Genomic DNA, 12984 nt, shown 5'->3' on the forward strand with positions numbered 1-12984 from the left:
AATGTGTGGGATCGCCGGAATTTTGTTGGCGCCCGATGCAGCCAACGCAAGTGCGCTCAGGGCCATCGGACCGATGGCGACGGCGCTTCGTCATCGCGGACCTGACGGTGAGGCCTTCTGGGTGAGCCGTGAAGGGGGGGTAGCCTTCGGCCACCGGCGACTGGCGATCGTCGACCTGTCCGAAGCGGGTCGCCAGCCAATGCTCTCCGCGAGCGGTCGGTATGTCATCACCTTCAATGGCGAGATATACAATTTTCGCGATCTGCGCCGTGAACTGGAAGGGGCGGGCCATCATTTCCGCGGCGCCAGCGACACGGAGGTCATGCTGTGCGCGATCGAAAGCTGGGGCCTTGATGCAGCCCTCGCGCGCTTCGCTGGCATGTTTGCTTTTGGGCTGTGGGACCTGAAGAACCGAACGCTTCAGCTTGCCCGCGACCGAATGGGGAAGAAGCCACTTTATGTCGCCCTGACACGTGATGCGCTCGTCTTCGCCTCGGAGTTGAAGGCGATCACTCGCTTCCCAGGCTTCACCCCGGAACTCGATGTCGATGCGGCGACGACAATGGTTTCCAAAGGCTGGGTGCCGGATGACCGTTGCATTTGGCAAGGCGTGTTCAAGCTGCCACCTGGATCAGTCCTGTCGGTCACTGCGGCGCAATTCGCCAACGCCCGAGGCACCGGTTCGCTTGCGCATCGCATTCACCCTTGGTGGTCGCTGGCCGATGTCGCCTGCAAGGGACAGCGCGATCCGATAGCTGCCAGCGACGAGGACCTCGCAACCGAGCTCGACAGCCTGCTCCGCCTGGCCGTCAAGGAACGAATGATTGCAGATGTGCCGCTGGGCGCCTTTCTGTCGGGCGGGATCGACAGCTCGACTGTCGTCGCCCTGATGCAGGCACAGTCCCGAAACCCCGTTCGGACGTTCACCATAGCGTTCGGGGAAGGTGGGTTTGATGAAGCTCCCCATGCGGCCGCGGTTGCTCGGCATCTGGGCACCGATCATACGGAACTTCATCTCTCGCCGGCTGCCGCGCTTGAGGTCATTCCGGAGCTGCCCCGGATTTGGGACGAGCCGTTTGCCGATGAATCGCAGATACCGACGCTGCTGGTGTCGCGCCTCGCGCGGCAACACGTAACCGTGGCGCTTTCAGGCGATGGCGGCGACGAGTGCTTCGCAGGCTATTCTCGACACTTCCTGGCAACCCGCCTCACAAAGCAGCATGAGCTGCCATTGTCATTTCGCCGGCTGTTGGCATCGGGGGCTGGGTTGCTGGCCCAAGCCTCTCAGAAAGATATCTTCGGCAATCTGCCGCTTTCGGCGAATATGCGGCATGGCTTGCGCGGTGACCGCCTGGCTCGCCTTGCCCGCCTGCTCGCGGCGCGAGATGAGGACGAACTCTTTCTGCAACTGACAAAATCTTCAGCCAACGACCTTGTTCATCGCAAGCCGTCGACAGCACCTACCGACACCACAAAGCTCGACGGCCTGCTCTCGCGTCTCCTATTCGCCGACATGACAGGCTATCTACCGGGCGACATTTTGGTGAAGCTCGATCGAGCCACCATGGCCAACAGCCTTGAGGGGCGATGCCCGATCCTGGACCATCGCGTCGTTGAATTTGCCTGGCGGTTGCCAGCCCGTGCCAAAGTCCGAAACGGGAAGGGCAAATGGTTGCTTCGACGACTGCTTGATCGTTATGTACCACGCCGACTGGTCGACCGGCCCAAGCAAGGTTTCGACGTTCCGGTCGGGACTTGGTTGAAAGGGCCCTTGCGCGGCTGGGCAACCGATATCATTGCCACGATCGGCCGCTCCGGGGACGGGGTCATCGACCGTGAGAAGGTTGACGCATGCTGGCGCAATCATCTGCATGGAAGCCAAGATAATTTCCGCGACCTGTGGCCGGTGCTCATGTTTCAGGCGTGGCGCAACGAAGCCATGCGGCCATCGACGGTCGCCACGCACCCTTCTTACCATATCGAACTGACAGGGGATTGAGATGGAAGGTTCCATAGCCAACCGCGCCCGGCGTCCGCGCGCCAAGCAGATGGAAGTTGGGACACTTGAAACCAATCTGCGCTTGATGCGGCCGCCACGCGAGCCAACGCAATCGTCACCCTTCCACCAGCTCGTCATCATCCTGACGACGCGAAAATGGTTCTTGCTTGCCGTGGCCCTTCTGGGCGGCATCCTGGCCGGACTGGCGGGCTTCACCCGCCCGGTGCTGTTCGAGGCAACGACCCAGGTCATTATCGATGCCCCGAGCAGCAGTGCTTCGGGCGGCGTGGCATCCGCCCAGGACTCGCTGGAATCGAACATCGATGATCATCTGACGATGCTCTCCTCGCAAGGCCACCTGCGTCGGGTCCTGGCAGCACTGCGCAAAGCCCAACCAGTCGACGGTAACGGAAAGACCGTCGTCAATGCCGTCCCGCCCGCGGCTAGCTCGTTCCTCATCGATCTCCTGAACAGGGCCTGGAGACAGGATAACAAGGTGGCGGAAAATCCGGACGCAGCGGACGCGCCCGAGCTGAAGGCGCTACGCAACGGAATGAGGGTCGGACAAGAGCTGCGATCGCGCGTCATCACCATCGGCTTCACCGATCCAAGTCCGGCGCGTGCGGCACTTGTCGCGAACACGTTTGCCCAGGTCTACATTCAAGATCTGGTACAAAAAAGCCGGGCATCGGATCAGGTTCATCTGGATTCGATAGTCGCCAGCCTTCCGCAAGTACAAAGGGATCTTGTCGAAGCGACAGATCGGCTGGAGACATACCGGCTCACGCATGGCGCCGTCGATCAGACTGCGGCCAACAACGCAGCCAGTGAGACAGCGGAACTCGGCCGGCAGATATTCCTATCGAAAGCCAGTCTTTCCGCGTCGGAAGCGCGCCTTCGCCGTATTGAGGACCTGCGCAAGGCGGGCGCCCCGGTCACGGCCATCGCTGAAGAAATCGGGTCGCCCGTGTTGACGGACCTGGTGGCACGCCAGTCGGGTGCCGCCGCCGACGGCGATCTGCGCAACGCGATCGCCCGCGAAATGGAGCAAAGCGTTGCCCGAATCGCTGCCGAGGCAAATGTCTACCGGTCTCAGGCTACGGCTCTTGAAAGTCGCAAGGCGATGCTCGACGCGGCCGTGGCCGACACGGCGAGCCAACTTTCGGGGCTGCGTTCCCTTGAACCTAGGGTAGCCATCGTGACGCAGCATTACAACGAACTCCTGAGCCGGCAGCAGGACTTGACACGTCGCATCGCCGCTCCTTCGCCAGGCGTAGCGGTCCTTTCGACCGCCTGGCCGCCGTCGGCCCCCACGACATTGTCGCCAATTTTCCTGATTCCTCCCGGCATGGTCGTCTTTGGTCTCATGGGGGCGGTCATTGTCCTGGTCCGCAACGGTTTCAACCAAACCTTGCGCAGTGAAGCCGAAGCCGAGGCCGAGCTTGGGGTCCCGTGCGTAGGACTGCTTCCCAGGGTTGCGGGACTTAACGCCAGAAAGCTGCGGCATCTGGTTCTGAGCCAGCAGAACTTGCCGTTCAGCCGCGCCGTGACTTCGCTGCTCGTCACTGCGGCGCCAACTCAGGGAAAGGGACAGCCGCCGCATATCATTCTCGTGACATCCAGCATCCAGGACGATGCCAAGACCGAGTTGGCATGGAGCCTGGCGCTGGCGGCAACGCGGCTGGGAGGAAGAGTGCTTTTCCTCGATCTCGATCGCAAGGATGTACGGCTCACGAACGGGTTTCGTGGTGAATTCAGCACCGACAAGGCCCGGAACTCCTTCGGCGACTATGTGAATGAACGTTGCGTGCTGAAGGATGCAATTACGAGGATGCCGGAAATCGGTATCGACCTCATGGCCGCTCCAGCACCTTCCGATGATCTCCTGACGCTTCTGTCCACCGTCGACAAATGCCAGTTCACCGAGGAGCTGCGTTCGGCCTACGACGTGGTCATCATGAACGGTCCCCTGGGCCTCGGGGGGCCTGAAACCAGGCTGCTTAAGCGCTGGGCCGATTCGGTGCTTTTTGCCGTTCGCTGGGCAAGGACGAGGCGCAGCATTGCCCGTGGTGCTCTGGATGCAATAGGAGCCGGCGGATCCGCCACCGTTCCAGTAGGGAGTGTGCTCACCCGGGTGAACCTGAAGAGGCTAGCCGGCTCCAGGCTCGGAGACAACGCCGATCTTCTGTTGGAGAGGGTTTGAAGATGCGTGTGCGATCTTCAACAGAAGCTCCAGGGAGCGATCGAGCCCCTAAATCGAGCCAGCTACACGATGATCATTGAATTTTTCGGACCTCCAGGATCCGGCAAAACAACCTTCGCACATGCGCTTGCGCAGCAGCTGCGCGGGAAAGGCTATCACGCCAAGGTCGCTCTCAGCTACAAGCCAAGCACCAGGGCCGCCAAATATGATCTCGGAATCTTTCTGTTCATATCACGGATCGTATCGGCGATGTTTTCAACAGCCAGAATACTGCTTTTTTCGGCAGGGCGAGCCGATGATATTTCCAATTCCTTTGCAATAGTGAGGATGATACCGCCAAAAAACCGAATATGGCGCGCGCGAATCTGGCGATACATCCTGCACCTTTCGCGTTGCTGGAAGTCTGCGGAGCAATCGCCCGAAATTATAATCTTCGATCAAGGATATGTTCAAGCGATTGGTTCGCTTGCGATGTTTAATGGGAGCACCAACCCCAGAGCGCTGGAAAAGGCGCTCAGCCTCGCACCGGCGGCCGATCTCACCGTCAGGCTCTTGGTGCCAGCTGCGGTCGTGGAAAGTCGCCTTCGTCGGCGGATGGAGCTTGAGCCGCCGGCGGAACGGATTTTCGAGGCCGACTTGAGCGTTAACATGCGCTCATTCGCCGTTTTTGAAGCGATGCATGACCTCCTGACAACATCTGGCCGGGAAATCATCTCCGTCGAAAACACCGATGGTCCATCGACCTTTAAAAGTATTTGTCGGATTGAGAGACAAATACTTTCTGCATTGTCGCGCTTCGATAGGTCGGTCGGCGAAAAGCAAATTGAGTTGCCGGCTCATCGCGCAGATGTAACTGGTTCAGCAACCGCACCGCCGCGCAACAAGGACATGGGCTCGCGGCTGGCTTGGGCAAGCATATTCGCCTTGCTGATCTATATTGGTGGCGCTGGTTTGACCAGTCTTGCACAGTTGGCAATTGCACGCCTTATCGGACCTCACAACTACGGCATCTATTCCTACGTTCAGGCTTGGACGTCAGTGCTCGCCTATCTGGCAACGCTTGGCTTTAATGTATCATTGTTGCGTTTCCTCCCGGCCTATAGGGCCAGTGGCAGGCTTGATCTAGCCCGCGGGGTGATAAGATTCGCGCTGCAGAGATCGCTGATAGCGGCAACCTTGTTCGGGATGATCGGCGCTGCGTCCGTCCTGTTCCTTTCAGATCCAACGGAAAGAGGGCTTGAGACAAGCATCGTGCTCGGCATGATGGCTGTGCCCTTGGTTACGGCCTATGCTCTCGGAGCCACGCTTGTGCGTGCTTTCGGCGGCGTTGTCTCGGCGTTGTTGCCGGAGCGCATCATGCGAGACGGACTCCTGCTCGTGTTGGTAGCGCTCCTGGCATTGTCGGGATTTCGAACAGTGGATGCGCCCTCGGTGACGATGGCGGTGCTTGTGAGTTCCGCTTTCACAGCGGCGCTGGTGTTCATCATCGCGAGGAGGTTTGAACCACCCGGCCTGGGACACGCCAAGCCAAGTTATGCCTCGAGGGAATGGTGGCTTGCCGTCCCCCCGCTCATGCTCATCACTGGGCTCGATGTTTTCGTCAGTCGGGCAGGAGTCCTGGTTTTGGGCTGGACAAGCCATATTGCTGAAGCGGGTATTTTCGCGCTGGCCTTGAATGTCGCGATGCTCGTGGGCCTGTCCCGTATCGCCGTGGCAACCATGTTTTCGCCAACAGCAGCCGATCTCTACGTCAGAGGCGATCGCAGAGGCCTACAACAGCTGTTCGCGCGCGCAACCCTGCTTTCTGCTGGCGGTGCCATCCTGGTGGCCGTCCCAATGATGGTGATAGTCGAGCCGTTCTTGAGCTATTTCGGTGAGGGTTATAGCGCGGGAGCGCCGATCGCACGGGTTCTGATTTTGGGATATGTCTTTGTCGCGCTGTGCGGGCCCCAACAGAATCTCCTGACCATGACTGGAAATGAATGGGCTGCGGCAACGACGATGGTAGCGGGTGCTGTGGCCAATATAATTGCCTGTGCAGCCGGAGTTGCGGTGTACGGCCTGCTTGGCGCTGCGGTGGGTGTGGCACTTGCACTGAGCATCTGGAGCATTGCCATGGCCGTCTATATCCGCAAGCGACTGAAAATCATGCCAGGCTTGGTTTTTGCCTTGCTGTCGATCAGGCCGAGCGCGGTCGATGCCCGTCAATGGCATTGGTTCTTGAGGGCGAGCAAATGAGAGCACTGTTTTCGCTACGGTGATTGCCGTCGTTCGGGCAGGAAGTCACGAAGCCCAGATCGCACAAAGGCCATAGGGCTGCACAGACGCTTCGGCGTATACCTGTTCCGGACACCCGCGCGGGCAGCCGATACTTCGCGGGCTGTGTCCGTCATTTGAAGGATGCATCAGTTTCGGAGGCGCCCCAGGGTGTGCTCACAATCTGCGGAGCATCCATGGAACAAGCCCGAATGGCGAGCGCCTCGGCGCCTGCAGTGCGCCGTCGCTCGGAGAGATCGACGCCTGTCGAGCGCAGCCAACGCGAAACCCTCACCCAAGTTCAGGTCCTGCGCGCCCTCGCGGCTAGTTCGGTCGCGCTGCGACACGCCCAGCATGATGCGGCCACCCTGGAATTACAGGCCGGCCGCACCTTTCAGAGCTGGAATCCGATACCATGGAGCGCTGGAGTCGATATTTTCTTCGTGATTTCCGGCCTTATCATGGTGCATACGTCGCGACAGCTGTTCGCAAAGCCCGGGGGCGCGCGTCTCTTCATTTCCCGCCGGATCGCGCGAATTGTCCCGCTATATTGGGCGCTCACCTCGCTCTACATTGCGGTAGCGGTGGCCGCCCCAAATCTTCTCAACCAGAGCTACGTCGATTTCAGGTTTGTAGTCGAATCCTACTTATTCGTTCCGGCCAGTCGCCCTGACGGCGTCGTTCAGCCGGTCTACGAGTTGGGTTGGACGCTCAATTATGAGATGCTGTTTTACGTGCTGTTCACGGCGACGATCGTGCTGCCCATGCGATGGGCAGTTACGGTCCTGCTCACGATCCTGGTTGGGATGGTGCTCTCGGGCGCTCTTGGGGCTCCTTTGCCAGAGCCTTGGGGTTTCTGGACCAATCCGATCATCCTCGAATTCGCTTTCGGCGCGATGATCGGGGTCATGTGCGCCTCGGGCCTGCGGCCTTCCGGCCCAATCAGGGCCTGTGTCGCCGCAACGGGACTGGGTGCCCTGATGCTTGCGGCGGCGTTTCCCGATATCTCGGCCGGCTTTGGTCGCTCTGTTGTGTATGGCATTCCGGCGTCTGAAATTGTTTGGAGTGCTGCCTTGGCACCCCCGGGTAAACTGAGGCACGACAGCCTGGCGGCGAGGTGGGCCGCTGGCGTTGGCGATGCGTCATACGCTCTTTACCTCATGCATCCATTCGTGATCCGCGCCATGCGCATATTGTTCTGGCGTACAGGCTTGATCTTTGTGCTCGGCCCGTGGGCCTTCATCGGTTCCGCCTTGGCGATCACCCTGGGCGTGGCATTTATCATCCACCGTCTGTTCGAGAAGCCGCTCACCCGCTATGCGCGGCGCCTTTTGGGGGTCGGGCACGGCACAGGACGGCAGCTTGGGTCCCTTCCATTGCCGGCGTATCCCAAGACAGATTGAAGGCGAGCCGCGACCCTGCCACACCAAGGAAATGCCGCTGTTGTGCTCACTATGCCGTTGCCGTAAGGCCGGTTGGTCGCACCTGTCCGACGGGGCATGCATGGAATTCCCGATACCATTCCACGAAACGTTGCACGCCGTCCTCCAGTGTTGTCGCCGGTGCGAAGCCAACGGCGCGGCGGAGGTCCCTGACATCGGCGCGGGTTTCCAGGACGTCACCTTGCGGTAAAGGTACGTTGACGCGAAGGGCGCGGCGGCCAAGGGCCGTCTCGATGAGCGCGATCAGATGGTTGATTTCTTCAGGCCGATCATTGCCGATATTGTAGAGCCGATACGGCGCCGAGCTGGTGGCAGGATCGGCAGCGCGACCGTCCCAATCGGGATCCTGACACGGTGGTTTGGCGAGCACGCGAACAACCCCCTCTACGATGTCGTCGATATAGGTGAAATCCCGCCATACGCGCCCGGCATTGGCGATTTCGATCGTTCGGCCCTCGGCGATGGCATGGGTGAAAGTATAGACAGCCATGTCGGGCCTCCCCCAGGGACCATAGACGGTGAAGAAGCGCAGTCCGGTTGCGGGCAAGCCGAACAGATGGCTGTAGGAATGCGCCATGCACTCGTTGGCGGCCTTGGTGGCGGCGTAGAAGCTCACCGGATGATTGGCACCATGATGCTCGGAAAAGGGTATGCGTCGATTGGCACCATATACGGAGCTCGACGAGGCATAAACGAGATGGCTGACGCCGGCGTGTCGGCAGCCCTCCAGAACGTTGAGAAACGCGACTATGTTTGACTCCACATAGGCATGCGGGTCCACGAGCGAATGACGTACCCCGGCCTGGGCGGCCAGATGCACGAAGTGCGATGGCTGGAATTCGCAGAACAGCGCTTTCACCAGCGACCGGTCCGCCAGGTCGAAGCGCATCGGCGTGAACCTCGGCTCGGCGCAGAGCCGTGTAAATCGCGCCTCCTTCAGCTTCAGGTCGTAGTAAGGCGTGAAGTTGTCGACGCCGATGACCTCGGCGCCGAGCCGCAAAAGGCGTGACGCAACATGAAATCCGATGAACCCAGCGGCGCCCGTGACGATGATCGGCCCCGTGTGCGTAAGGTTCGACGCAGCACCATCCTGCAGCGCGTGAACGATATCCGCCAGCTTGTTGACCTTCGAATCTGCCTCGGCCATGGCAAGTCACTCCCGTTCCAGGTTCCGCGTTCCGCGCCATCTCGGCAGCGCCTGAACGATCGGAAATGGCGCCGCCGGCCTTGTGATCTACGCGACAGCGCGCTCAATGCGGGCCGCCGCTGTCTGAATCAAAGCGGATGCAGACAGCAGTCGATTTCTCATGGCAAAACCGAAATGCGCCCCAAAAGAGCCACTAGTTCCGCCTGACGCCTCGTGTCGGTCTTGGCGAACAGCGAGGCGAGCTGAGAGCGGATAGTCGTGCGACTGAGATGCCAGCTGCGGGCGATCTCCAGGGGCGCGTCGCCATGGGCCAGGCGTAGCGCCAACTGCGTTTCCGCGCTGGTCAAACCGAACATCCTTTGCAACGTGCGAGGGTTGGCCGCCGATTTGTTATCCCGGTCCAGCAATGCGACGACGGTTGTCCCGTCCGGTGTAACGACCCCCGTCTCGTTCATGGTCACCGGCCTGTCGCCTCTGCTGTGGATCACTACCCATGAGAGTGAGCCCGGCTGGAGGTGGACCGGAACATTCGCGACCAGCCGCCTCAACCCGGCAGCAAGCTCGACGGCTGTATCAGTTGCTTCGCCCTGGCGTGCGAGGGTGTCCCGAGCGGCAGCGTTCCATTCTATTACTTTCTTGTCTCGGTCCAGGACGAGATAGCCGCAACCCATACGATCAAGCATGCCGGTGATGGATTCCAGGCTGCGTCGTCGAGATCCGCCGACCCTTGCGTCCGGTCGGTCCACAAGGCTTATCGGCCTTTCGTGGCGGGTATCGTTCAATACAATGTATTGCCTGCCTGCAAGCGCATCGTTTCGCGTTTCAATCAGTGTCATCGCTTCCACCCAACCCATTGCTACTGACGCAAATCAAATCTGATGAAGTTGCTGCTTCAACTTGAATTTCCACATACTGCGAGAAATCTGCGAATGGTTTTTCCGCAGCGTCTCTTGGATATATCTTTCTGAAGAGCGCTCCTGACACCATGATTTTATTCGCCGGCAAAGTCATGGCAATCGGGCATTGGGATTAGGTGCCACCCCTTCGGCCTAGTCTCGACGGACTAGACCGAAAGTTGTAGTCTTTGCGCATGGGTTCGGACCTGCGCTGGCTCAAATCGAATGTGTCGAGCACTACGTGGGCTCATCTAGCTTCGCTTTTGGTGTTTGCAGCATCGATAGCATTCGAGGCGATAAGTACGGTATATGGCGGCCAGCCGTTGCCGCTTGTTGCGTTTATCCCCATAACCGTTGTCATCGTGTATCTTGAGGGCCGTTTTGTTGCCATCGCAGCAACGCTTCTGATGGCGGTCGCCGGCTTGTGGATGCGACACCTGTTGGACGGTCACCTCACTGGTCGAGACTGGACCGGGGCCGTCTTCCTTCTGGGTTCGGGTAGCCTGATCGCAACCGTGTTCCACCGCCTGCGACAAGATCTGCACGGCGCGCTCAGGGTGGCAGAAGCGAGGCTCGCTGCCATCGACGCTGCCGCCTTGGGCTTTGCTAATACCAATCGCCATGGCGAACTGCTGCAGTCGAACAGACGGCTTTTGGAGATGACCGGCTACGCGCACAAGGAACTTGCCCAACTGGAGCTGGAGGAACTCATTTTCCCCGACGATCGAGGTACTGTGCGGAAACTTTTGCAAGATTTGGGCAATGGGACCGCGTCGGCGACGGATATCCGCGTTTTGCGCAAGGATGGCACGGCATTTTGGGCTCACCTGGCCCTGTCTTCGTCGCGGCCGGACGAGGCGCCAAATGAGAGCGTATTCGTGGTGGTTGACGATATTTCCGAGCGACAAGCGGCACGCGAGGCCCTTCGGGCTCAGAAGGAATGGCTCGATCTCGCCGTATCTGCCGGGCGCCTGGGCACATGGCAAATAGACATTGAGGATGGGACAGTCGCCGGCTCCGGCAAGTTCTGGGACATCCTTGGTCTGCCTCCGGCCCCAGTCCGCCGCTTGGAAGAACTCTCGGCCGTAATCCATCCCGTCGACTGGCCGAAGTTGTCCGCCTCGGCAAAGCCTTCGTCGGCATTGAACTTTGACGTCGAGATTCGCGTCCGGCAAGTGGATGGTCACACACGCTGGATTGCATTGCGTGGACGGCAGGAAGAGCACGGCGACCGCAAAATGCGCATCGGGGTGGCGGCGGATCTGACCGAACGTCGACAAACAACTTTGCTTCGCGCCGCCGTAAAGAGACGCGAGCGCATAATGCGCGAAGAGCGCCATCGGTTCAGCAATGTGTTTCCAGTGATTAGAGCTCTGGTCAACATGATCGATACTCCCGACAATGATGTTGCCAAATACAAGGAGATGTTGATCGATTGGATTCGAACACTGGAGGCGACCCATCGCATCCTTTCTCGTCATGCCAACCTGTCAGGGATGCTCCATGAACTCGTGGACCGGGAATTGCAGCCCTTCAAGGAGACACGCGACATTACGATCAGTGGACCTTCCCTCACTGTGCCAAGCGGCGCCGCCGAGGGCTTGGCGATGATCCTTCACGAGTTGACGACAAACTCGGTGAAACATGGTGCGCTGGGTGACCCGAATGGCAAGGTCGAAGTTAAGTGGCGATTTGCATCCGAGGACGAAGGTGACGACCTCGTGTTCGATTGGGTGGAATCGGGCCGACGGAAGAGTTCAAAAGTCGTACGCCGCGGGTTCGGGTCACTGATAATCGGTGTGGACAGCACGCCGCTTGTCGGTCATTCCCCGAATATGGAAATAACCGAAGATGGCCTTCGATATTCGCTGCGTGTATCGCGCAAAGAAATTGAGGAATTTGGATTGCAATAGAGCCCCTCCAAGTCGAAGCCGAATTGGCCAATTAACCGATGGTGTGGGCCCTTTGCTGCGATTTCCTGCAAGCAAACTCGGGCCGGTTCGAGGGGCATACGTCAACTCGCCTGTCTCGTCAGCCAGCTTTGGAGCAACACAGCTGCTTCGGTACGGTTTCTAACCCCAAGCTCACGCAGCACGGCTGCGGCATGGATTTTCGTTGTCGCCTCGGCAATGTCCAGATTGCGGGCAATCTCCTTATTCGAGTACCCCTCTGCCATCAGCTTGAGGACGTCCTTCTGTCTAGACGTCAGCCTAGCGACGTCGCCCGAGCCCTCGTGCCGGCGGCTGGCATTTTGAACCGGAGGTGGGGGGGCATGCGATCTCTGGTCGGCAGACGTTCGAGATAGCAGAGATGGCACATAGATCCGGCCAGCGAGGATTTCGTTTACAGCCAGCACGACTTCTTCGTCGCTCTGCGATTTGACGATATACCCGTGAAGTCCGATCGAAAGCGCGGTCAGTATCTCCGAGCGGGAATCATCCCCGGAAACGATCGCAAAGCGAGTGTCAGGATAGGCAGCCATAAAGTCGCTGAGCACTTCCTGATGGAACAGCCCAGGCATGTTCAGATCGAGGATCGCAAGATCGATGGACGCCTGCTCCTCTAGAAGATTGACCGCGGCATCGAAACACGAAGCTTCGAATATTTCGGCGCTTGGAATTCCAGCCATGAGTGCCAGCCGGAGACCACGCCGATATAAGCCGTGATCGTCGGCAATGACGATCCGAGCCATGCAACTACCCCAACGCGTTACTCGGTTCCCGACGAGAAAACCCGCTGGAACCTCCCATTCGCCTATGATCGACAATCCGTGGTGGTCCTAAAATGGCGGCCATCCACTGGTCAACGCATCACAGTGATGTCCGCAGCGTCCCATCCACGCACATCCAGAACGTCTAATATAATACTAAATTGCGAAGCTCATCCATAGATTTTTAACCCTGGCGTGCGGTGCCCGTCCGCAAAACGATGCCGGTTTCCCATCTCTGGGTCCAAAGCCAGCTGTTCAGGACCATCGTAATCATGTGGCATCTGTTATGTCGCCACCCGCTGTCGCCGGACCTGTAGGCCGGCCCGGCCCG

The 12984-nt window shown here is 59.3% G+C and carries 8 protein-coding genes; 5 read left to right on the forward strand and 3 right to left on the reverse strand.

The window, feature by feature from the left end:
* The first annotated feature begins 1 nt into the window (after position 1).
* The 4 genes from asnB to NKK50_RS29570 all read left to right on the forward strand — a co-directional run bounded on the left by asnB (position 2) and on the right by NKK50_RS29570 (position 7861).
* Positions 2 to 1999, forward strand: coding sequence for an asparagine synthase (glutamine-hydrolyzing) (gene asnB / locus NKK50_RS29555; RefSeq protein WP_023821914.1), 1998 nt, complete (start codon positions 2 to 4; stop codon positions 1997 to 1999).
* Position 2000: 1 nt separating this feature from the next.
* Positions 2001 to 4202 carry a GumC family protein gene (locus NKK50_RS29560; RefSeq protein WP_352544280.1) on the forward strand — a complete coding sequence of 734 codons (2202 nt, stop codon included), beginning with the start codon at positions 2001 to 2003 and terminating at the stop codon, positions 4200 to 4202.
* Positions 4203 to 4271: 69 nt separating this feature from the next.
* The gene (locus NKK50_RS29565) at positions 4272 to 6440 is read left to right on the forward strand and encodes a polysaccharide biosynthesis C-terminal domain-containing protein (RefSeq protein WP_031194976.1); all 2169 of its coding nucleotides are present in this window, start codon (positions 4272 to 4274) and stop codon (positions 6438 to 6440) included.
* 215 nt (positions 6441 to 6655) lie between these two features.
* Positions 6656 to 7861 (forward strand): acyltransferase family protein, encoded by a 1206-nt coding sequence (locus NKK50_RS29570; RefSeq protein WP_352544281.1) that lies wholly within the window; start codon positions 6656 to 6658, stop codon positions 7859 to 7861.
* 49 nt (positions 7862 to 7910) lie between these two features.
* On the opposite strand, the gene NKK50_RS29575 is transcribed toward NKK50_RS29570, so the two are convergent.
* Together NKK50_RS29575 and NKK50_RS29580 are read right to left on the reverse strand one after the other, a co-directional pair.
* Positions 7911 to 9047: an NAD-dependent epimerase/dehydratase family protein gene (locus tag NKK50_RS29575; RefSeq protein ID WP_023830092.1), complete on the reverse strand. Its 1137-nt coding sequence runs from the start codon at positions 9045 to 9047 to the stop codon at positions 7911 to 7913.
* A 158-nt stretch (positions 9048 to 9205) separates the two neighbouring features.
* Positions 9206 to 9883 (reverse strand): helix-turn-helix transcriptional regulator, encoded by a 678-nt coding sequence (locus tag NKK50_RS29580; protein ID WP_023689781.1) that lies wholly within the window; start codon positions 9881 to 9883, stop codon positions 9206 to 9208.
* A 254-nt stretch (positions 9884 to 10137) separates the two neighbouring features.
* Here NKK50_RS29580 and NKK50_RS29585 point away from each other — a divergent pair, with 254 nt between their 5' ends.
* Entirely contained in the window at positions 10138 to 11856 is a 1719-nt protein-coding gene (locus NKK50_RS29585; RefSeq protein ID WP_023689782.1) for a sensor histidine kinase, read from the forward strand.
* Between the two features lie 101 nt (positions 11857 to 11957).
* Here NKK50_RS29585 and NKK50_RS29590 read toward each other — a convergent pair whose 3' ends face one another.
* Positions 11958 to 12635: a LuxR C-terminal-related transcriptional regulator gene (locus NKK50_RS29590; protein ID WP_023681040.1), complete on the reverse strand. Its 678-nt coding sequence runs from the start codon at positions 12633 to 12635 to the stop codon at positions 11958 to 11960.
* Positions 12636 to 12984: the final 349 nt, after the last annotated feature.

Origin of the sequence: Mesorhizobium sp. M0001 (genome assembly GCF_040324255.1) — a bacterium.
Taxonomy (GTDB): domain Bacteria; phylum Pseudomonadota; class Alphaproteobacteria; order Rhizobiales; family Rhizobiaceae; genus Mesorhizobium.

Bases quoted from the DNA above. Each gene is read 5' to 3' on its own strand.
- NKK50_RS29585 (WP_023689782.1), top strand. From the start codon at position 10,138: ATGGGTTCGGACCTGCGCTGGCTCAAATCGAATGTGTCGAGCACTACG.
- NKK50_RS29590 (WP_023681040.1), bottom strand. From the start codon at position 12,635: ATGGCTCGGATCGTCATTGCCGACGATCACGGCTTATATCGGCGTGGT.
- NKK50_RS29560 (WP_352544280.1), top strand. From the start codon at position 2,001: ATGGAAGGTTCCATAGCCAACCGCGCCCGGCGTCCGCGCGCCAAGCAG.
- asnB (WP_023821914.1), top strand. From the start codon at position 2: ATGTGTGGGATCGCCGGAATTTTGTTGGCGCCCGATGCAGCCAACGCA.
- NKK50_RS29565 (WP_031194976.1), top strand. From the start codon at position 4,272: ATGATCATTGAATTTTTCGGACCTCCAGGATCCGGCAAAACAACCTTC.
- NKK50_RS29575 (WP_023830092.1), bottom strand. From the start codon at position 9,047: ATGGCCGAGGCAGATTCGAAGGTCAACAAGCTGGCGGATATCGTTCAC.
- NKK50_RS29580 (WP_023689781.1), bottom strand. From the start codon at position 9,883: ATGACACTGATTGAAACGCGAAACGATGCGCTTGCAGGCAGGCAATAC.
- NKK50_RS29570 (WP_352544281.1), top strand. From the start codon at position 6,656: ATGGAACAAGCCCGAATGGCGAGCGCCTCGGCGCCTGCAGTGCGCCGT.